19 protein-coding genes and 1 tRNA gene are annotated in these 21,530 nt (G+C 38.4%); 6 read left to right on the top strand and 14 right to left on the bottom strand.

Annotated features, from left to right (window positions below):
* Window positions 1-5: 5 nt before the first annotated feature.
* From B5D30_RS05255 to B5D30_RS05245, 3 genes are read right to left on the bottom strand one after another with little or no spacing between them, the layout of a single operon-like run.
* A complete protein-coding gene (locus B5D30_RS05255; protein ID WP_078806986.1) occupies window positions 6-1,613 on the bottom strand; it encodes a glycoside hydrolase family 13 protein in 1,608 nt (535 codons plus the stop codon).
* The gene (locus tag B5D30_RS05250; RefSeq protein ID WP_078806985.1) at window positions 1,610-1,936 is read right to left on the bottom strand and encodes a hypothetical protein; all 327 of its coding nucleotides are present in this window, start codon (window positions 1,934-1,936) and stop codon (window positions 1,610-1,612) included. The genes B5D30_RS05255 and B5D30_RS05250 overlap by 4 nt, the downstream gene beginning before the upstream one ends.
* A 57-nt stretch (window positions 1,937-1,993) precedes the next feature.
* Window positions 1,994-3,769, bottom strand: a complete 1,776-nt coding sequence (locus B5D30_RS05245; protein WP_078806984.1) for a glycoside hydrolase family 13 protein — start codon at window positions 3,767-3,769, stop codon at window positions 1,994-1,996.
* A gap of 389 nt (window positions 3,770-4,158) precedes the next feature.
* Here B5D30_RS05245 and B5D30_RS05240 point away from each other — a divergent pair, with 389 nt between their 5' ends.
* The 3 genes from B5D30_RS05240 (at window position 4,159) to B5D30_RS05230 (ending at window position 7,851) form a co-directional block, all read left to right on the top strand.
* Window positions 4,159-5,418 carry an extracellular solute-binding protein gene (locus B5D30_RS05240; protein WP_078806983.1) on the top strand — a complete coding sequence of 420 codons (1,260 nt, stop codon included), beginning with the start codon at window positions 4,159-4,161 and terminating at the stop codon, window positions 5,416-5,418.
* A 265-nt stretch (window positions 5,419-5,683) separates the two neighbouring features.
* Window positions 5,684-7,012: a carbohydrate ABC transporter permease gene (locus B5D30_RS05235; protein WP_407675493.1), complete on the top strand. Its 1,329-nt coding sequence runs from the start codon at window positions 5,684-5,686 to the stop codon at window positions 7,010-7,012.
* Entirely contained in the window at window positions 7,012-7,851 is an 840-nt protein-coding gene (locus B5D30_RS05230; protein ID WP_078806981.1) for a sugar ABC transporter permease, read from the top strand. The genes B5D30_RS05235 and B5D30_RS05230 overlap by 1 nt, the downstream gene beginning before the upstream one ends.
* 67 nt (window positions 7,852-7,918) lie before the next feature.
* Here the strand turns inward: B5D30_RS05230 and B5D30_RS05225 are convergent, their stop codons facing one another.
* Window positions 7,919-9,598 (bottom strand): ribonuclease J, encoded by a 1,680-nt coding sequence (locus tag B5D30_RS05225; RefSeq protein ID WP_078806980.1) that lies wholly within the window; start codon window positions 9,596-9,598, stop codon window positions 7,919-7,921.
* A gap of 185 nt (window positions 9,599-9,783) precedes the next feature.
* Between B5D30_RS05225 and B5D30_RS05220 the strand changes: the two genes are divergently transcribed.
* Both B5D30_RS05220 and B5D30_RS14270 read left to right on the top strand, forming a co-directional pair.
* A complete protein-coding gene (locus B5D30_RS05220) occupies window positions 9,784-10,242 on the top strand; it encodes an S-ribosylhomocysteine lyase (protein ID WP_078806979.1) in 459 nt (152 codons plus the stop codon).
* A gap of 74 nt (window positions 10,243-10,316) precedes the next feature.
* Window positions 10,317-10,445 carry a hypothetical protein gene (locus B5D30_RS14270; RefSeq protein WP_268802094.1) on the top strand — a complete coding sequence of 43 codons (129 nt, stop codon included), beginning with the start codon at window positions 10,317-10,319 and terminating at the stop codon, window positions 10,443-10,445.
* Window positions 10,446-10,550: 105 nt separating this feature from the next.
* Here the strand turns inward: B5D30_RS14270 and B5D30_RS13530 are convergent, their stop codons facing one another.
* The 7 genes from B5D30_RS13530 to guaB all read right to left on the bottom strand — a co-directional run bounded on the left by B5D30_RS13530 (window position 10,551) and on the right by guaB (window position 16,811).
* On the bottom strand, window positions 10,551-10,697 hold the full coding sequence (locus B5D30_RS13530; protein WP_159443215.1) for a hypothetical protein: 147 nt from the start codon (window positions 10,695-10,697) through the stop codon (window positions 10,551-10,553).
* A gap of 558 nt (window positions 10,698-11,255) precedes the next feature.
* A tRNA-Thr gene (locus tag B5D30_RS05215) sits at window positions 11,256-11,328 on the bottom strand.
* Window positions 11,329-11,404: 76 nt separating this feature from the next.
* Window positions 11,405-11,785, bottom strand: a complete 381-nt coding sequence (locus B5D30_RS05210; RefSeq protein ID WP_078806978.1) for a DUF956 family protein — start codon at window positions 11,783-11,785, stop codon at window positions 11,405-11,407.
* A gap of 93 nt (window positions 11,786-11,878) precedes the next feature.
* The gene (locus B5D30_RS05205) at window positions 11,879-12,790 is read right to left on the bottom strand and encodes a PTS system mannose/fructose/sorbose family transporter subunit IID (RefSeq protein ID WP_078806977.1); all 912 of its coding nucleotides are present in this window, start codon (window positions 12,788-12,790) and stop codon (window positions 11,879-11,881) included.
* A 17-nt stretch (window positions 12,791-12,807) separates the two neighbouring features.
* Entirely contained in the window at window positions 12,808-13,635 is an 828-nt protein-coding gene (locus tag B5D30_RS05200; protein ID WP_078806976.1) for a PTS mannose/fructose/sorbose transporter subunit IIC, read from the bottom strand.
* A gap of 21 nt (window positions 13,636-13,656) precedes the next feature.
* Window positions 13,657-14,631 carry a mannose/fructose/sorbose PTS transporter subunit IIA gene (locus B5D30_RS05195; RefSeq protein WP_078806996.1) on the bottom strand — a complete coding sequence of 325 codons (975 nt, stop codon included), beginning with the start codon at window positions 14,629-14,631 and terminating at the stop codon, window positions 13,657-13,659.
* 692 nt (window positions 14,632-15,323) lie between these two features.
* Window positions 15,324-16,811, bottom strand: coding sequence for an IMP dehydrogenase (gene guaB / locus B5D30_RS05190; RefSeq protein ID WP_078806975.1), 1,488 nt, complete (start codon window positions 16,809-16,811; stop codon window positions 15,324-15,326).
* 210 nt (window positions 16,812-17,021) lie between these two features.
* Here guaB and tpx point away from each other — a divergent pair, with 210 nt between their 5' ends.
* Complete coding sequence (tpx, locus tag B5D30_RS05185; RefSeq protein ID WP_078806974.1) at window positions 17,022-17,519, top strand: thiol peroxidase; 498 nt, start codon at window positions 17,022-17,024, stop codon at window positions 17,517-17,519.
* 104 nt (window positions 17,520-17,623) lie between these two features.
* On the opposite strand, the gene ftsH is transcribed toward tpx, so the two are convergent.
* The 3 genes from ftsH to tilS form a co-directional block, all read right to left on the bottom strand.
* Window positions 17,624-19,663 (bottom strand): ATP-dependent zinc metalloprotease FtsH, encoded by a 2,040-nt coding sequence (gene ftsH / locus B5D30_RS05180; protein WP_078806973.1) that lies wholly within the window; start codon window positions 19,661-19,663, stop codon window positions 17,624-17,626.
* Between the two features lie 147 nt (window positions 19,664-19,810).
* A complete protein-coding gene (gene hpt / locus B5D30_RS05175) occupies window positions 19,811-20,359 on the bottom strand; it encodes a hypoxanthine phosphoribosyltransferase (protein WP_078806972.1) in 549 nt (182 codons plus the stop codon).
* 214 nt (window positions 20,360-20,573) lie between these two features.
* Window positions 20,574-21,518, bottom strand: coding sequence for a tRNA lysidine(34) synthetase TilS (tilS, locus tag B5D30_RS05170; protein ID WP_078806971.1), 945 nt, complete (start codon window positions 21,516-21,518; stop codon window positions 20,574-20,576).
* Window positions 21,519-21,530 lie beyond the last annotated feature (12 nt).

Below are 21,530 nucleotides of genomic sequence, written 5' to 3'. Positions count from 1 at the left end.
ACCCTTTACAATTTCACGACAAACGTTTCATACGGCAACAAATTCAAATCAGACAAATCAAGATACGCTTTATCATAATTTTGAATAATGACTTGCTTAGCTTTTCCGTCAAATGAAAACTTCTGCTCGTTTTCCGAAAAATTCGCTACGACTAACCATTTTTCCGCGTTGTATTCACGTGTGTAAGCAAATACGTTATCCGCTGAAGTCACAAGTTCAAACTCTCCCCAAATCATCAGTGGATTGTCTTTTCTCAACTGAATTAATTTTTGGTAGGTATAAAAAATAGAGTGTTTGTCTTTTAACGCTTGCTCAACATTGATTTCTTTATAATTCGGATTGACACTAAGCCATGCGTTACCTTTTGTAAATCCTCCATTTTCCGAACTATCCCATTGCATTGGTGTACGTGCATTGTCACGACCTTTGGCATTAATTGCGGCGATAAGCTCTTCTTTTTTATCCCCTAATGACAAGCGTTCGTGATACATATTGACACTTTCAATATCTTCCACTTGTGAAATGTCCGTTACAGGACAATTGGTCATGCCGATTTCCTCTCCTTGATAAATGTAAGGCGTTCCTTTCATCATATGCAGAAGAATCGCTAACATCTTTGCACTTTCCACACGATAGACCTTATCTTCTCCCCAGCGTGAAACAATTCTCGGCAAATCATGATTGTTCCAGAAAAGCGAGTTCCACCCTTCATGTCCCAACTCCGTTTGCCATTTGGCGAACACACGTTTCAACTCTGGGATTGAGAGTTTTCTCGTTTTCCACTTCGTTCCTTTTTCGTCTAAACCGCTATGCTCAAACTGGAAAATCATCGAAAGTTCTTCTCGATTTGGATTGGAGTAGAGTTTGGCAATTTCTGGGGTCGCTCCCCATGTTTCACCAACCGTCAGCAAATTCTTCCCGCCAAAAGTCGCCTTGTTCATCTCTTGCAAATACTCATGCAATTTCGGTCCATTTCCCGTGATTTCTTTTTCAGGAATTTTCCCAATCAAATCAATCACGTCCATGCGAAACCCGCCAATTCCTTTATCAATCCAAAAATTCATCATGTCATAAACTTCCTTGCGGACACGCTCATTTTCCCAATTCAAATCAGGTTGTTTCTTGCTGAAAAGATGCAAATAATATTGCCCGCTCAACTCGTCCAACTCCCATGCAGAACCGCTAAACGTTGATTTCAAGCCATTTGGTTCATCTGCCCAAATATAGTAGTCTCGGTAAGGATTCTCTTTACTTTTGCGACTTTCGATAAACCATTTGTGTTCGTCGCTCGTATGATTGACCACCAAATCCATGATGATTTCTATGTTGCGTTTTTTCGCCTCATCAATCAGCTCTTCCATTTCTTTCATCGTGCCAAACTCGTCCATGATGTCCTCATAATCGCTAATATCATAGCCATTATCATCATTTGGCGACTTGTAAACAGGACTCAACCAAATCGCTCCAATACCAAGAGTTTGCAGATAATCTAGTTTTTCTATAATCCCTTTTAAATCACCAATACCGTCATTATTGGTATCTTTAAAACTTCTTGGATAAATTTGATAAACAACAGTTTCCTGCCACCAATTTGTTTTCTTGTTTACATTCATCTTTTGCCCTCACTTTTGTTTGATCTACGACCTGAAAAACGACGGGTTGGCTTTTCTTCCCTGCTTGCATTTTTCAATTCATTCACCACAAATACCATAATCAATAACGCTATTGAACCGAAAAGAATCGAGAACACTTTAAACTCTTTCCACATAGTAATCGCAACAATTAACAACATCGCTACTACCCCTAAGAAAAAGCCAAAAACTAGCAAACCAACGATTATCCTTAACCAAAGTGGCTTTTTAGAATCTTTCACGAACAAAAAACAGCCCTCAATAAAAATCGTTCCAATTAATTCAACTATAAACTCAAAAATCATCTTCTTCCCCTCTCTAAATCCATATGCAACTCTAAAAACTCAGCTTAGACAAGAAAGCTAAGACACGGAAAGTACAAAACCTTTTGGTGCAATTTCAACTTTTGAGTCAACGTGTGCCGCAAGGTTGGTCAAAATGATTTCTCCAAATTCACCTTTGACAACTTCCTCTCCTGTATTAAACGTACCAATCATTTTACTTTCACCTAATGTTCTGATTAGCTGTATTATGCCTTTTTCCTCGTCAACCACGCTCCAGTGCAATTCACCTTCTGAAAGCAATTGACTATTTTCCTTACGAAAAGCGATAAGTTTTTTGAAAAACGCAAACAAGTCTACATCTTGTTTTTCTTCTCGCCACTCCATTGGTTTACGGTTATCTGGGTCATCCTCACCAATCATGCCAACTTCTGTTCCGTAATAAATGTCTGGCGTACCACATTGTAAGAATAAAAATGCAAACATTTGCTTGAGAACATCTTTGTCTTCTTTGGCAAGCGTGAGAACCCGAGGAGCGTCATGGCTGTCAAGTAAATTGAACATCATCTGATTGGTCTGATCACGATTGAGCATTAATTGCGTATTCAAATTACTCACCATTTTTTCAAGCGTAATTTTCCCTTTTGCAAAATAATCCACAATCGCACCAGTAAACGCATAGTTCATAACCGCTGTAAATTCATCGCCATTCAACCAGCTTTGAGCACTCGTCCAAATTTCTCCGACAATATAAAAATCTTCTTTTTCCTTTTCACAAGCTGTTTTGAATAATTTCCAAAAGTGATGATCAACCTCATTTGCCACATCAAGTCGCCATGCGTCAATGTCAAATTCACGAATCCAATACGTTGCAATATCTAGCAAATAGCGTTGAACTTCTGGATTAGCGGTGTTCAATTTTGGCATACGGTGCGTAAACGCAAATGTTTCGTAGGTAGAATCATCATTATGCTCGTCCAGTGGTTTATAACCAACAGGAAACTCATGAATGTGAAACCAATCTACATATTTTGAGTTTTTGCCGTTTTGAACGACATCTTGCCATTGCGGACTTTTGTCACCAATATGATTGAACACGGCATCAAGCATTACTCGAATCCCACGAGCATGAGCTTTTTCAACTAGCTCCTTAAAATCTTTGTCTGTTCCAAAATGCCTATCTATTTTTTTATAGTCCATTGTATCATATTTGTGATTGCTAGGAGCCTCAAAAATTGGGCATAAGTACAAGCCATTTATCCCTAATTCTTCCAAATAATCTAAATGGTCAATAATCCCTCGCAAATCACCTCCGTAGAAATCTTCTCTTTCTGGGTGGTCGTCTGGATTCCATTGTTTCGTGTTCTCATTGTCGTTCGCCGACTCACCATTGGCAAAGCGTTCCGGGAAAATTTGATACCAAACGGTTTCTTTCACCCATTCTACTGGCTTAAATCGATCAATTTCTTGAAAATACGGCATTTTGAAGTAATTCTTGCTCCCCATAAGTCCAGAGGATTCCGTTTCACTTGTTGCAACAACGTCCTCAACACCTTGGTCGCCATAAAAAATTTGCACCCCTGCCGTATCCGTCAAAATAAATCCATAATTTAAACGATTGTACGGTGCATTTACACTGCTCGTCCAATATTGGTGCGTATCTGTCGCTAGTGTTTTTTTCATTTCCGCACACTTAGATTTCCACACGCCACCTAGCCATTCATATGGATCACCATAAATCACTTCTACTTTTTCAATATCGTCCAACGCCGTACGAAGTCGCAAACGCAACTCATCTTTTGTATATAAAAACGCATATTCACTTTCTGGACGATGATAAATTGCTGCTTTGTTCATGTTGGTTTTGCCCCTTTGTTTTTTTTATAAAATCAGCACTTTGTCGAATCTTTTCCCAACAAAGCGTTTTCAATCATTTCGTTTCTATTATGACATAACGAAGTCGAAAACGCAAGAATTTACGCAAACGATTGCTCTATTTTATTCTTCTACTAAAAAAATAAAAACTTTACTTTTTTTAACCTCTCTTTTTCTTTATTTTTATAGAAATACCCACACTCTTTCATTATATTGATATAAAAATACCTACTATTTTTCCAGACCAATTTATAAAGAAAAAAATATATTTTTTAAATTTCTTTTACTTTTCTCTTGACATCTGTCGCAAACGATTGCATAATGTAAGCGTAGTCAAACATAATACATTTTTTCGTAGGAGGAAAAACAACATGAACAACAATTTTAAACGTATCCTTACAGGTGGTATCGTACTTTCAACCTGTGCCGTAGCTCTTGCTGGTTGTGGTAGCAATGAGAAAAAAGACGACAAAGCAAGTAGCGACGACAAAACAACTGTTAAACTTTGGGTAACAACCGACTCTAAAAAATTCTATGAAAAAGCTCTTGCTGATTTCAACAAAGAAAATCCTAAAGTAAAAGTCAACGTCATCGAAACGGAAGATGCTAAAGCTCAAGAAAACGTGAAAAAAGATCCTTCTAAAGCTGCTGACGTTTTCTCTATGCCACATGACCAACTTGGTCAATTGGTAGACAGTGGAGTAATCCAAGAAATCCCAGAGCAATACACTGAAAAAATCAAAAAAGATGATACAGAAAATGCCGCTTCTGGTGCAGAATACAAAGGAAAAACTTACGCATTCCCTTACGGAATCGAGTCACAAGTTCTTTTCTACAACAAAGAAAAACTTTCTGCTGAAGATGTTGCAACATATGAAAATATTACTTCTAAAGCAACTTTCGGTGCCAACCTTAAAGCAGTGAACGCTTATCAGTTTGGACCTTTGTTCATGAGCGTGGGCGACACATTGTTTGGTGAAAACGGAGAAGATGCAAACGGCACGAACTGGAACAATGAAAAAGGTGTAGCAGTTCTTCAATGGATTGCTGATCAGGCAAACAATAAAGGATTTGTAAATGTGGGTGACGACACAATTTCTAAATTCCAAAACGGTGCGATTGCCTCATTTGAATCTGGTCCTTGGGATAAAGACAAAGCCGTTGAGGCAGTCGGTGGCGAAGACAAACTTGGAATTGCTGTTTATCCAAAAGTAACAATTGGCGGACAAGAAGTGCAACAAAAATCATTCTTGGGCGTGAAATTGTACGCAGTAAACCAAGCGGCTGCAAACGGAAATGCTGAGCAAATTGCTGCTGCATACAAACTTGCAGATTACTTATCAAGCGATAAAGTGCAAGAAATGCAATTTAAAGACAAAACACGCAATATCGTACCTTCTGTCAAGGCAATCCAAGAGGCTGATTATGTGAAAAATGACGAAATGGCTCAAGCAGTTGTAAAAATGAGCGACCCTGCTTATTCCGTAGTTATGCCAAAAATTCCTGAAATGACAAACTTCTGGACTTCATCTGCCGCTGTAATGAGCGATAGTTTCAACGGAAAAATCAAAGCTGACCAATTCCAAGCGAAATTAGATCAATTGATGAAAGATATTTCTGGTCAAAAATAAAAAGTAAAAAGTAAAATCATTCTCGCTCTCGTGCATAAAAAACTTATGCACGAGAATGAGCATGAATAATTTTGTAAAAAAGTAGGTAGTTTATGAAAAAAATGGTTGGTGGGTAGCTCTAAAAATTTTAATTAAGCCTTGATTTGCTGATTTTATAGGTAAGCTTTTTAGGATAATCATGAGTTTTTAGAGGTATCCATAGCAACAAAATTTCCTTGAAAGGACTGGTATCATGGATAAGAAATTATTAGATGAACAAATCTCAATGAAAACCGTTTTTCAAGAGGGAGATGTCTTTACAAAACTTTCGTTCTTGATTAGCGGTTTGAATAATTTACGTGCCAAACAATTTGTAAAAGGCTTGGCTTTTCTCGTTGCAGAAATTCTCTTTTTCCTTACATTTTTCGTACAAGTCATTCCTGCTGTTCAGGGATTGATTACATTAGGAACGAAAACACAAGGAATCAAGGAAGTCGTAAAAGACGGTATCAAAATGCAGATTGCTCAAGAAGGAGACAATTCCATGCTTTTGATGATTTTCGGGCTTGCCTCTGTTATTTTCACTTTAGTGTATGTCTATGTATTTTGGTGCGGATTGAAAGCAAATCGTAAAATCTTCCTTTTACGCAAAGAAAAGAAAAAAGCACCGACAATCATTCAAGACTTTAAAACTCTTGCAGACGGTCGTTTTCACATGACTTTGATGAGTATTCCGCTGATTGGCGTACTATGCTTGACCATTTTGCCTTTGGTTTATATGATTTTACTTGCCTTCACAAACTACGACCATAGTCATTTGCCACCTAAACATTTGTTCGATTGGGTAGGTCTTTCCAACTTTGGAAATATTTTCGCAGGACGTATGGCTGGAACTTTTATTCCTCTTTTGACATGGACGCTCATTTGGGCAGTATTTGCAACAGTAACCAATTTCTTCTTTGGTATTATTTTAGCTTTATTGATTAACACAAAAGGGTTGAAATTCAAAAAAATGTGGCGGACGTTGTTTGTCATCACCATGGCTGTACCACAATTCGTTTCACTCTTAATCATGAGAAATATGCTTTCTGACTGGGGACCTGTGAACACTTTGCTGGAAAAAGCACACTTAATCTCCCAGCCATTGCCATTTCTCTCTGACGGAACTTGGGCAAAATTCTCCATTATTTTCGTCAATATGTGGGTGGGGATTCCTGTTACCATGCTCATTTCAACTGGTATCATTCTAAACTTGCCAACAGAGCAAATCGAGGCGGCGGAAATTGACGGAGCAAACAAATTCCAGATTTTCAAATCTATCACATTTCCGCAAATTTTGCTGATTATGACCCCAACGCTTATTCAGCAATTTATCGGAAATATTAATAACTTCAACGTTATTTATCTCTTGACAGGCGGAGGACCTACAAACTCCACTTTCTACCAAGCAGGAGAAACGGATTTACTTGTCACATGGCTATTTAAACTAACAGTCGAAGCGGCTGATTACAACATCGCTTCGGTTATCGGTATCTTAATCTTTACACTTTCAGCAGTATTTAGCTTGCTTGCTTATACACGCACAAAATCTTACAAGGAAGGCGGGGCAATCTAATGAAAAAACAAAAAACAATCAATTTAGCAATCGTTTATATCATTCTTGCCGTTCTTGCTGTGATTTGGCTGTTTCCAATTTTTTGGATTGTCATGACGAGTCTGCGTGGCGAAGGAGCGATGGCAGTACCTTATATCATTCCAAAAAACTTTACATTTGCTAACTATGCAAAACTTTTTACGAATGATAGTTTTCCATTTGCTCGTTGGTTTATGAATACGTTGCTTGTAGCACTTTGCACAATGGTACTTTCAACCTTTATCACCATGGCAATGGCTTACTCACTTTCTCGGATTAAATTCAAATTCCGCAACCGTTTCTTAAAACTTGCGTTAGTTTTGAATATGTTCCCCGGATTTATGAGCATGATTGCGATTTATTACATTTTAAAAGCAGTCAACTTAGACCAAACATTGATTGCACTTATTATTGTGTACTCAGCAGGCTCTGCTCTTGGTTTTTATATTGCAAAAGGATTTTTCGACACCATTCCTTATTCACTTGATGAGTCGGCAATGATTGACGGAGCGACAAAGGCAGATATTTTCTTTAAAATTACTTTGCCACTTTCTAAGCCAATCATCGTTTACACCGCTCTTATGAGTTTTATGGGGCCATGGATGGACTTTATCTTTGCCAAAGTTATCCTAGGAGACCAAACGCAAAAATATACTGTTGCGATTGGACTCTTTACAATGGTGTCAGCAGATAAAATTAACAACTGGTTTATGACTTTTACTGCTGGTTGTGTATTGATTGCAATCCCAATTACGATTCTCTTTATCTTCATGCAAAAATACTATGTCGAAGGGATTACTGCTGGCGGAGTGAAAGGATAAGTCATTCCCACGTTTCTTCAGAAGAAAAAATAAGCACGCATGATTTTTCGTTCATGCGTGCTATTCATTATTTCCTCTTTGGTGTCCCCTCCATAATAACAGGTAGTATAACAGGACGGCGTTTTGTTTGTTCAAATAAATATCTTGCTAGGTGGTCACGAATGTCTTGTTTGAGCATTCCCCACTCGAAATCACTTTTATCTAGGTGTTTTTCCAGCACTTCCTCGACAATTTTACTACTTTCTTTCAAAATGTCACGACTTGTGCGTTGGTACACAAATCCTCTGCTCGTAACTTGTGGTTTGGAGATAATTTTCTTCTCACGTCTGCTAATTGTTGTCACAGCTACTAAAATCCCGTCTTCTGACAAAATCTTACGATCCCGCAAAACAATATTGCCAATATCCCCTACACCTAAACCGTCAATCATCACATTATCCGCAGGTACGCTACTATTTGGAATAAAGCGGTTGGTACGTTTATCATAACTTAGCACGTCTCCTCGACGTGTAATATAGGTACGTTTTTCATCAATCCCGATTTCTTGAGCAAGCTCAACATGAGCAAGCAATTGACGATATTCTCCTTGAACTGGAATTAAAAATTGCGGTTTAAGCAAATTCAACATCAATTTCAAATCATTTGGATTGGCATGACCTGATACACGAAGATTTTCGTTAATCATTTTCACAATACCGCCTGCACGGTAGACAATATCTTCAGCTTTTGCCACAGCCGTTTCCATGGCAATTGACGGAGTTGTTACAATGTAAACAAGGTCTCCTTCTTGAATACTGATATTCTTATGTTGTCCGTTCGCCATACGTTGAAGAGATTTTATCGGCTCACCCATGCGACCTGTTTCCAAAATCAAAATTTCGTTGTCCGCATATTGTTTCATTTCTTTATACGTGATAAACATTTTTTCATCTGGTACTTCAATTTTGCCCAATCGGATAGCAGTCCGAACAATTCTCTCCAAATCAACACCGCTCATAACAACCTTACGGTTTACACGCCATGCCGCTTTTAACACCTGCTGAATACGTGCAAGGTTACTTGCGACACTGGCAACAATAATGCGACCCTCCCAAGAAGCGATAACTTCCGCCACTTCTTCGGCGATTTCCCGCTCACTTGCCACTTGAGCAGGATTTTCCGCATTTGACGAATCCGAAAGCAATGCCAAAACACCACTTGCACCAATGTTTGCAAGTCTAGCATAATCTGTCGCATACATTGGAATCGCACCTTGGTCAAATTTAAAATCTCCCGTATAAACGATACTTCCGTCTTCTGTTTTCACTTGAATCCCTAAAGATTCTGGAATCGTATGTGTTGTTTTGAAAAATGAAATCTCAACCGTTCCAAAATCAATTTCCGTATTCTCATCCACTACGTGAAATTCTTGGAAATTTTTGGTTTCAGGATAATTTTCAACGTTTAATTTTGCAAGCTCAATCGTTAGCTCACTACCAAAAACTGGCACATCTACTTCTGCCAAAAAGTATGGCAACGCACCAATCGCATCTGCATGACCATGCGTTAAAAACACACCTGCCACACGCTCTTTATTTTCCACCAAATACGTGAAATCTGGAATCACTACATCAATCCCTAACAGTTCATTTTCAGGATATTTCAACCCTGCATCTAATACAAAAATATTTTCATCTACTTCTAACACATACATATTTTTCCCGTTTTCACGTACACCAGCCAACGGAATAATATTGATTTTACTCATTCTTTACCTCTCTCTATTGAGTGCAACTATTGTTTACACTCTGATTGTTTTGCTTTTTCTATATAACGTAGTCAAAGTTCGTCTATGCTATTATACCCCAAAACCGAGAAATTTGTAAGAACTTGTATTCTCTATTGTTTTCCTTTATAATTAGCGTGTTGAATAACTAGAAAAGAGGGATTTTTTTGGCACAAGTTGAAAGTTTTTTGCTTGATCACACAAAAGTGAAAGCTCCTTACGTTCGTTTAGCAGGAAGCGAGGAGCATAATGGGACGAAGATCTCAAAATACGATTTACGCTTTTTACAGCCAAATGAGGCTGAATTGCCTACTGCTGCCGTTCACACGTTGGAACATTTGCTTGCTACCAATTTAAGAGATGAGCTAGAAGGCATTATTGATATTTCACCAATGGGCTGTCGCACAGGATTTTATATGATTTTGTGGGAAAATTATTCTACCGAGCAAGTGCGTGATGCGTTAAAAAAAGTGCTTGAGCTTGTCGTTACTACCTCAAGCGTTCCTGCCGTTTCTGCAAAAGAATGTGGCAACTACAAAGACCATTCACTCTTTTCCGCACAAGAATACGCAAAACTTGTGCTAGAAAAAGGCATTTCAAGCGACCCGTTTGAACGAAAAATTTAAGGGCACCTCTAAAAACTCCGGTTAAACCAAAATTAGCTAGTTTTTCGATTTTCAAGGAAATCGACGAAAGCTATGTGGTTCATAGAAAAGCGAAGAAGTGCGTTAAGGAGTTCGCAACAGTGAGCCGTGTCGTTTATTTACTCGAAACTTTAGTTTCGAGCGACACTGCGAACAGTTGCCAAACTCCTGCACTTCGGAGCTAGACAAGGTTGAGGAGACTGACGAAGAAAATCGGAAAACTAGCAATTTTGGGTAAGCGTGAGTTTTTAGAGGTGCCCTTAAAATCGAAAAAAAGCAAGACTAAGCAATTACTTAGCCTTGTTTTTTTCAATCAGTAAATCCTCAAAAAACTTCTTATCAAATCCATAGAGTTCTTTAAAATAGTGCGATAATTGATTTTTCTTGTATTCCTGATTACTATTTTTCTTCGTGCAGTCTTTTCGTGCATTTTCCATAAGACATACCACTTTTCTTTGGATTTACTTTTAGTTTATACCCTATTTTTTATTCTCGCTAATCATTTCTAAACAGTTTTATTGAAAACAACCTTGAAAACATTATAAAGAAAGGATTTTCAATATTTTCGAGAATTTGGAAGTTATTAAAAAAGAAAAGCGAAGAGGGGCGGTTAGGAGTTTGTCGCAGTGAGCCACGTCGTTTATTTACTGCTACACTTTGTTTCGCATACAGTCTTTCTAAGAATCAAAGATTCTTGAAAGACTAGCATTGAAACGAAGTTTCAAGCGACGTTGCGAACAGCGACCAAACTCCTGCCTCTCGTAGCTAGACACAGAAAAGCGGAAAGGGGCGGTTTGAAGTCTGTGGCAGTGAACCGTGCCGTTTATTTACTGCTACACTTCGTAGCTAAACAAAAAATCGGAAAGTTATCTAATTTCGACTTAAACAATGTTTTTAGAGGCACCCTTAATTCCAACGTGTCCCCTCCTCTTTTGATAAAGCTATCTTTAAAACCTAAAAAACCCTGAAACTCACATTCCAAGGCTCTTTTAATATGCTGGATACAGGGGTCGAACCTGCGACCTACGCGTTACGAGTGCGTTGCTCTACCAACTGAGCTAATCCAGCGTGGACTTCTAAACCTATTATAAATTTTCTCTATTCTTCTGTAAAGAGAAAAGCGGCTGATTTTTTAGAGCTGTCGTTATTTTTTCAGTCGTTTTAATAGGGCAGAAAGTCCGTTTTTAGTTACTTGAAAGGCACTTAGACTGCGTAACACTCTTTCATTGCCAATGTGATCACGAATACGTGCTAGAACTACTTTTGGCTCTTTTGAGGCAAAGGAATACGTGCCGTTCTTTTTCGTCACCACTGCAAAACGAGGGATATATTTTCCTTTAAATAGAATACTCGCCACTACAATATCAACTTCTTCCCACGGAATTTGTATATAATCATTGACATTTCGAGTGTTGAAAAATTCAAATCCTTTGTCTCCGATCAGAATATTTCCATACTCTCCAAGACCTAAGAAACTCGTACCTTTCCCTGCATATTCTACCTTTGTATTAATTGATTCTACCATTTTACCACTCCTTTAAACAGAAAAATCTGAGGCCCTCATTGTTCATGAAAAGCCCCAGATTGTGCAATCAAACGACTACACTTTTAGGATACCTTAAAAAATATGAGCTAAATGTCCAAGTACCCCAACCACAAAACATCCGACGATGATAACGATTGGTGAAACTTTTTTCTTCAATAAGAACATACATAGAAGTGTTAAAAGTAAAGGCACTAACCCCGGAATTAACGCATCTAATTGTTGTTGTAACGTTTGTTGTTTGAAGTTTTCTAGTGAAAGACCTGATTGAACTTCACGAATAACTGTTTCAATTCCTTTAGAACCTTCGTCTAGTTTGCTCCAATCAACGTACGCTCCTTCTGACAATGAAATTTTTGGCAATTTCACCGCAAACGGTACACTTACCCAACGCTCTACAAGAGCTGCTAGTACAAACATCCCTAAAATACTTGCACCTTTTGTAATATCTTGCAAGAAACCACCAGAAAGGTCTTCTGTAATTTTAGAACCTGCTTTATAACCAAATTCTTGTGTGTACCACATGAATACCCAGCGAATAACATTCCACAAAACAAAGAACATCAACGGCCCAATGATTGAACCTCCAAGTGCAAGACTTGCTCCTAATGCTCCAAGGATTGGACGAACCGTAAACCAGAATACAGGGTCACCGATCCCCGCAAGAGGTCCCATCATTCCGACTTTTACCCCTTGAATTGCTACATCATCTACTTCAGCACCATTTGCACGTTCTTCTTCAAGGGCAAGCGTTACACCAAGAATTGGACTTGCAATATAAGGGTGAGTGTTGAAAAACTCCAAATGACGTGTCAATGCTGCTGCACGATCTTCTTTTGAAGAATATAATTTTTTCAAAGCTGGAATCATTGAAAATGCCCAACCACCATTTTGCATACGTTCATAGTTCCAAGAACCTTGAATGAAAGTAGAACGCCACGCAACAGCCAAACGATCTTTTTTATCTAAAGTAATTTTTTCTACCATTTTTTGACGCCTCCTTCTTAATAGTTGTCAATGATGTCGCCAACAGGATCTCCTCCTGAAGCTCCACCGCCGTTAGATGAACCACCCATTTTAGAAAGGTTCAAGTAAATCAACGCCAATGCCACACCGAGAACCCCTAAACCAATAAGTGTAATTTGTGTGATTGCCGCAACGACAAAACCAATCGCAAAGAAAGGCCATACTTCTTTCGTTGCCATCATGTTGATAACCATTGCGTAACCTACGGCTACGACCATTCCACCACCGACTGCCATACCTGTTGACAACCAATCTGGCATCATACCAAGTAGATTTGTTACGTTTTCTTGACCAACTGCTAAGATAAGTGCTGCTGGAATTGCGATACGAACCCCTTGCATACAAATTGCTACAACTTGTAAAACTTCAATTTTACGGAAATTGCCTTCTTTTGCTGCTGCATCCATTCCGTGAACGATTGGCACTGCAAGTGTACGCACAATCATTGTCAAGAAAAGACCTGCAACGGCAAGTGTTACCGCTACTGGCAAAATGGTTCCTTGTGCATAAGTCACAAGCTCACCAATGCTTTTTCCTTCGATATTTTTATCCATTACTAAAATAATTGCCGCTGCAACTGAAGCAAGTGCTGCATCTGGTGCTACTGCTGCTCCGATATTCGCCCAACCAAGTGCAATCATTTGCAAAGCTCCACCAAGCACGATTCCTGCCTCTAGGTGTCCGCTCACCAAACCGATTAGCGTACAAGCCACAAGTGGTTGGTGGAATTGAAATTCATCTAAAATTCCTTCCATACCAGCTAAAAAGGCAACGACTACAATCAATACCATTGAGATAATTGACATGATAAATCCTCCATTTTCCTTTTACTGTTTTGCAAGCTCGGCTTGCGCTTTTTTGATAATATCGTCCATATTTCCACGTGAATCACTTGGAACTTTACGGACGTCAAAGGCAACACCTTTTTCTTTTAATGTTGCAAATGTATCAATGTCGTTTTGATCAAATGCCAAAACGGTATTTGGTTGTACTTTCCCCGGCGAGTGTGCCATTGAACCAACGTTGATTTCTTTCAATGGAACGCCACCTTCAACTGCACGAAGTGCATCTTGTGGAGTTTCAAACAATAGCAACGCACGTTGCCCACCAAAATGCTCTTTGTCTTTAGCGATTTTAATCATTTGCTCAACAGGTACAACGTGTGCTTTTACTCCCGGAGGTGCCGCCTGTTGAATTAAACTCTTACGCAAATTGTCATTTGCTACTGCATCACTGACAACAATGATACGTGTAGGTTTGACAGATTTTGTCCACGCTGTTGCAACTTGACCATGCAACAAACGTGTGTCAATACGAGCCAACACATACTCAAATTCTCCCGGCTGACCTGCATTTGAAACAGTTGCCTTTTCTGCTGGAGCAGAAGATTTTGGTTGCAACTCTTCAGGACGTACACGTACTCCTTCTGTTGCCTCTTTGATGATGTTTGCGGCAATGTCCGCAACTTTCGCATCTGGATTGAAACGCTCTGTATATGCTTGGATAAGCATAGGCAGATTCAACCCTGCAATAATTGCCATGCGTTCACGATTTTCCTCAAAGATTCCATTTGCTTGGTTAAATGGAGTGCCTCCCCAAAGGTCAACAAGGAATAAAACCTCGTCCTCTGGAGCAAATGATGCAATTGCATCCTCCATTTTCGCACGTAGCTGTTCTGGTCCATCACTTGGCATAAGAGTACAAGAAACAACCTTTTCTTGCTCACCAAAAATCATAGAGCCAGATTGCTTGATACCATCGGCAAATTCACCGTGGCTTGCGATGATGATTCCAACGCTCATTGTGTTTCCTCCTAGTCTAGTTTTTGTATGCAAAACACGCATACATTCACTTCTATTTCTCTGTTCTTTTCTTTTTTCCACTCCACTATTTTTAATGAATCGCTCATTTTCCAAGCCAAATATTCGCAATATTTCGCCCTCTGCAATCACTCAAAACTAGCGTAGAAAAGAGATAGCAAAAACTAAAGAATTTTATAAGAACATAAAAATTCTACCCCTTTCTCATTTTTTTTGCAAGAAATATTTCTACAAAAAGAGACTTTAAAAAAGCAAAATCGACAAAAAATAAGACTCTTTCTCATCTTATTTCTTTTTTATTTGTTATTTATTTGTTTAAAAAATTTTCCTTTCATTTTCGCAAAAACCTTTGAAAACTGGCAGTATCAACGCTTACAAAAGTTAGTTTTTTTATTTTTCCTCCGTATTTACTACTCTCGTCATTTGTTATGTCTATTCTTTTTATCTTCCATTAAATAAATCTACCTTAAATTATTTTTTCATTGCATTTTTTTCATTATACAAACATAATCTCATACCTTGAAACTCCTCATTTCATTTCTTAAAAAATTAAGAGACGATTTGAAGATATAATATTTTGTGTTTTTCTATGAGGAAACACTTTTGTTCTATGCAAAAAAGTCAATACATTTTCTACTCGTGTTAGAAAATATATTGACTCTAAAAACTCATGTTTATCTTGAAGAATAAGAATAGTTCGGTGCTTCTTTTGTAATCTGCACGTCATGTGGATGACTTTCTTTAAGACCTGCACCACTCATCTCGATAAATTGTGCATTTTCACGTAAGTCTTTCAAGTTGCCTGCTCCAACGTAGCCCATACCAGCTTTTAGTCCGCCAATCATTTGGAAAATAATATCTGCGGCACTTCCTTTGTATGCCACACGTCCCTCGATTCCCTCAGGGACAAGTTTATTCGCTTCATTCACACTTCCTTGGAAATAACGGTCGCTAGAGCCTTTTTGCATGGCTCCAAGAGACCCCATTCCACGATACGTTTTAAATCTACGACCTTCGTAAATTTCAAATTCGCCCGGAGACTCATCTGTTCCTGCCAGCATACTCCCAAGCATAACCGCATGACCACCTGCTGCTAGAGCTTTGACAATATCACCTGAATACTTGATTCCACCGTCAGCAATAATCGCTTTTCCATACTCACGAGCAACACTTGCTGCATCATAAATCGCCGTAATTTGCGGAACACCTACACCTGCAACCACGCGTGTCGTACAAATTGACCCCGGTCCAATTCCGACTTTCACCACGTCAACCCCTGCATCATATAACGCTTTTGCACCACTTGCCGTCGCAACGTTTCCTGCAATCAGTGTTTGATTTGGGAATTTTGCACGGATTTCTGAGATTTTACGCAATACACCCGCAGAATGTCCATGAGCTGTATCAATAACAATCGCATCCACACCTGCATTAAACAACGCCTCTGCACGCTCAAACGTATCACTCGTCACTCCGACAGCCGCCGCCACAAGCAAGCGACCATGAGCGTCTTTTGCCGCATTTGGAAACTCAATCACTTTTTCAATATCTTTAATCGTAATCAAACCAGAAAGACGACCTTGAGCATCTATAATTGGCAATTTTTCAATCTTATGTTTTTGAAGAATTTTTTCTGCATCTTTTAAACTCGTTCCAACAGGAGCAGTAACCAGATTTTCTTTTGTCATTACGCTATCAATCGACACACTATAATCTTCCACAAAACGTAAATCACGATTGGTGATAATGCCGATTAACTTTTTATTTTCAAGGCTGTCAACAATTGGCACACCAGAAATACGGTATTTTTTCATCAAATCTTCCGCTTCTTGAACAGGGTTTTCAGGTGTAAGGAAAAACGGATCAATAATCACACCTGATTCACTACGTTTCACTTTTTTCACTTCATCCGCTTGCTGCTCAATCGACATATTTTTGTGAATAACACCAAGTCCTCCTTGACGTGCAAGTGAAATTGCCATTTTGCTATCCGTTACCGTATCCATAGAAGCAGACAAAATTGGAATGTTTAGCTTAATATTATCTGCCAATTGAACACTCATATCCACGTTATTTGGCAAGACATGGCTTTCTGCTGGCACTAGCAATACGTCATCAAATGTGTAGCCTTTTTTCAAAAACTTTGTTTCCCAGTTAGACATTAATTTTTCCACCTTTGTTAAGTTTATTTTTACGAGAATACCACGTTTTCCTTTTGATTTCAAGGAAAATGAGCATTCTTGAGCGAATTTTTTTTAATTTTTTTCCACTAAAAATTATTGAATTTTCTATCACTCAAATGAGCAGATTCTTTGTCTTATTTCCAAATTCACCGTATATTAAAACTAGAACGCAAAGAAGGGAGAAATAATATGTTTATCACAAGACACAACGAGGTAAAATATGAACTTTCAGGAAACACCGTTAAAATCGGGGAAATAGCTCCTAATTTTACCTTGAAAAATACAAAAGGTGAAAACATTTCACTAACCGAATTAAACGACAAACCGCTTTTGATTTCAGTTGTTCCAGATATTAACACACCTGTTTGTTCTATCCAAACAGCGAGATTTAACCAAGAAATTGGCAAAATAAAAGATATACATTTCATTACCATTTCTACCAACAAGCCAGAGGATTTTACACATTGGTGTGCTGCTCAAGGCATTGAAAATTTGGAGTTTTTATCTGACAGCGAAGGAATTTTCGGGAAAAATTACGGAATTTATATCGAAACTCTCAACGTTGACGCACGGGCGACATTTGTTATAGATACTAAAGGAGTCCTTCTTTATGAAGAAATTGTTCCTGAGATGACAAATGAACCTGACTATGAACGGGCGATAAAGGAAATTCAAGGAATTTTATAAGCAGAAAGCGACAATCACTATGTTTGGTTGTTGCAGACTTCAAAACGCCACTCTTCGCTTTTCTATTAAAAAGACTTCACACTTCCGTGTAAAGTCTTAATTTTTTATTCTTCACCAGAAATTTCTTCAGTTTGTTCATCAGATTTTTCTAGTTCTTGTTTTTCTTCATCTTTTTTCTCTAAAGCAGCTTTTGCCTCTTCAAAGGTCAATGCTTTTTCACTTGGAAATTCACTTTCATCTGTTGCTGGCATTACACCTGTTTCCCAAAGAGATTTGATTTGTGCTGCATCAAGTGTTTCAAACTCAAGTAATTTTTCTGCGATTAACTTATGTTTTTCACGATTACTTTCGATAATTTCTTTTGCTTTATCGTGAGCTGCCACCAAAATCGAACGCACTTCTTGGTCAATTTCGTAAGCTACTTGCTCAGAATATCCTTTTCCTTGACCGTAGTCACGACCTAAGAATACTGCATGGTTGCCTTCATATTGAACAGGTCCAAGTTTTTCACTCATACCATACTCTGTTATCATGCCACGTGCCATTTGCGTCGCTTGTTCAAAGTCATTGCTTGCTCCTGTTGTTTGTGAGTTAAAGACGATTTCTTCTGCCACACGTCCACCCATCAAGCCAACAAGTTGTTCAAACATATCTTCTTTTGAAAGCAACATTTGGTCTTCTTTTGGCAAAGCAATCATATATCCGCCTGCACGACCACGTGGAACGATTGTTACTTTATGCACAACTCGTGCATTGGAAAGCACAAGTCCACAAATCGTATGCCCCGCCTCATGATAAGCGACTTGCTCACGCTCTTTCTTAGAAATCACACGATCTTTCTTCGCAGGTCCTGCGATTACACGATCTTCTGCCTCGTCAATATCACTAGCATCAATTTTTAACTTATTGCGACGAGCGGCAACAAGTGCTGCCTCGTTCAACACATTTTCAAGCTCCGCACCAGCAAAACCTGGAGTTTGCTGAGCAACAACTTTCAAATCTACATCATCAGCAAGTGGTTTGTTTTTCGCGTGCACTCGCAAGATTGCCTCACGACCTTTCACATCAGGACGACCTACCAAAATTTGACGGTCAAAACGTCCCGGACGAAGTAAAGCTGGGTCAAGTACATCACTACGGTTGGTTGCGGCAATGACGATGACTCCTTCATTTCCATCAAAACCGTCCATTTCAACAAGCAATTGGTTAAGTGTTTGTTCACGCTCATCGTGACCGCCACCCATACCAGCACCACGTTGACGACCTACGGCATCAATTTCATCAATAAAGATAATCGCTGGTGCATTTTTCTTCGCTGTGTCAAACAAATCACGCACACGACTAGCACCAACCCCAACGAACATTTCTACAAAGTCCGAACCACTAATTGAGTAAAACGGCACGCCCGCCTCACCTGCAACAGCTTTGGCAAGCAGCGTTTTCCCCGTCCCCGGAGGACCTTCAAGCAAGACACCTGCGGGTATTCTAGCACCAAGTGCTGAAAATTTGCGTGGGTCTTTTAGAAATTCTACAACTTCGACAAGTTCTTGTTTTTCTTCTTCAGCACCTGCTACGTCAGAAAAACGTACTTTGTTGGCTTTTTTGTCTGCCTCTTTGACTTTGGCTTTCCCAAAATTCATCACACGACCGCCGCCACCTTGATTGGCACCTTGTCCCATCATCATGTAGAAGAAGAAAACGAGCAGAACAAGTGGCAACAGGCTAATCGCCAAATTCAACCAAATGCTATTCGAGCTTTCTTGTTTCACTTCAATTTTTGCCTCGTTACTTTTTGCGGCACTTTCTACCTCTTTGATTGTAGAATCAGTTGGTAAGACGACCGTGGAAAAATTTTTCGTTGTCGCTTGTTTTGTTGAGCCAAAAACTTTGAAATCATTGGCACTCTTAATTTTTTGTTCTTCTTTGTACTCACCCTTGACAACATATACACCGCCAGCAGGCTGAACAGAAAAATTATCAATTTTCTTGTCCTCTAGTTGTTCGATAAATGTTGAATAATTAATTTCTTTTGTTGTCGTACTACTGCTCTTGAAGAAATACTGCACCACTACGACTAGGGCTAAAATTACCAGTATATAGAAAAACGAATTTTTCAAAAATCCTGAGCTTTTTTTAGGATCCATGTAATACTCCTCTCTCGCACTTTTTGTCACTGCTTTATTATTTTAACATGAAATAGCTTTTTTGTTGGAAAATAGAGCTACTTTTTTTATTCAAATAAATTTGTCTTTATTTTTTTCGTTTTAATGTATATCCATTTAATAGACATTTTACTTTTTGTAAACTTCTTCCTTTAACACACCGACATATCCTAAATTACGGAAATTTTCATCATAATCCAAACCATAACCTACGACAAATTCGTTTGGCACGTTAAAACCGACATAATCAGCCTCGATTTCGACTTCACGTCCTTCAGGCTTGTCTAAAAGTGTCACGATTTTCACAGAATTTGCTTGACGATATTTGAACAAATCAACAAGATAGCGGAGTGTTCGCCCTGTATCAATAATATCCTCGACAAAAAGAATATCACGTCCCTCAACATTTGTATCCAAATCTTTTAAAATTTTCACCTCACCAGATGACGAAGTTCCCCCGTGATAACTAGAAACTACCATGAAATCCATTTCCAAATGCGTATCAATTTCACGTGTCAAATCTGCAAACCAAGGAACTGCACCTTTTAAAACGGCAATCACAAGTGGATTTTTCCCCTCATAATCTTTCGTCAAAATTGCTCCTAAACGTTTTGCAGCTTGTTTAATTTCTTCCTCTGAATAAAGAACTTTCTCAATGTATTGATCTAAATTTTTCATTCTACTTTCCTTTCTTTCGCAATGCTCAAAGTCTTTTCCATATTTTCTCACACTTGGCGAGCTATTATTATCAGATAGTCAAAATTGAATACACATTTTTCAATTTTGATAAAGCATACCTCTAAAAAACATAAGGAAATTAAAAAAACGGAGTTTTTAGAGGTGCCCTTAATTTTCTATTTTATCAAAATAGTTAATTTTACTCAATCAAATCCTATAAAATTGTCACATTATCTGCGTGAATTTGAAGGATGTTTCCATTCGTTAATTGAACTTCCTTTGGAAATTGTTTCCCCTCCAAGAGATTCAACGTCTCCTCAAGCTGATGTTTATTGATTTCTAGGCGATTTTCAAAAAACATCATAAGATAAATAAACCGCTCCTCACGAGAAAGAAATTTCAAACCCGACAAAGTATTTTTCTTTAGATTTTCTTTGAAAAATCCTTGTGCCGTCTTTTGCAAAAATTGTCGTAAATACTCATTTGTCTTAGAAAAATTATTCATCGCCTGAACATACGCAGGATTTTCTTTTTTGATAAAAGGCAAAACCTCATTTCTCACACGATTTCGGAAATATTTCGAGCTTTCATTGCTTTCATCAAAAATAAAGTGTTGATTTTTTTCCTGTAAATACTCCTCTAACTCCGACTTTGAAAAAGGCAACAGCAACCTTATCAACTCCGAATGTTGAAATTTTCTACGCTCAGAAAGCGAGGACAAACGAAAAAAATGAGAACCACGAATCAGTTTCATCACAATCGTTTCCGTCAAATCGTCTGCATGGTGTGCGGTCAAAAGTTTGGTAAAATGTTCACGTTTAAGCAATTCTGCAAAAAAATCATAGCGAAAATTGCGAGCAGAAACTTCTATACCGCTTGTTAATTTTTTCCCTTCCTGCCACTTCTTGACATGGAGTGGTAAATTGTATTGACTTGCAAACTGGCGAACAAACCGTTCTTCCTCAAGTGACGTTTTACGCAAATCATGATTGACATATGCCAAATGAATATCCAAATGATAGACATTTTGTACACTCAACAAAAGTTGCACAAGAGAAACAGAATCTCCTCCGCCACTAAATGCGACAAGGATTTTCTCGTGTTCCTTAAAAAAACTTCCCTTTCTTAAATGTTGAAAGAATTTCTTTTCTATTTTCATTTTCTACCTCGC

The sequence above is a fragment of the Pilibacter termitis genome (assembly GCF_900167335.1).
Classification (GTDB): domain Bacteria; phylum Bacillota; class Bacilli; order Lactobacillales; family Streptococcaceae; genus Pilibacter; species Pilibacter termitis.
Note: the sequence above shows the minus strand (reverse complement) of the source record. Positions and strands in the feature narration are given on the sequence as shown.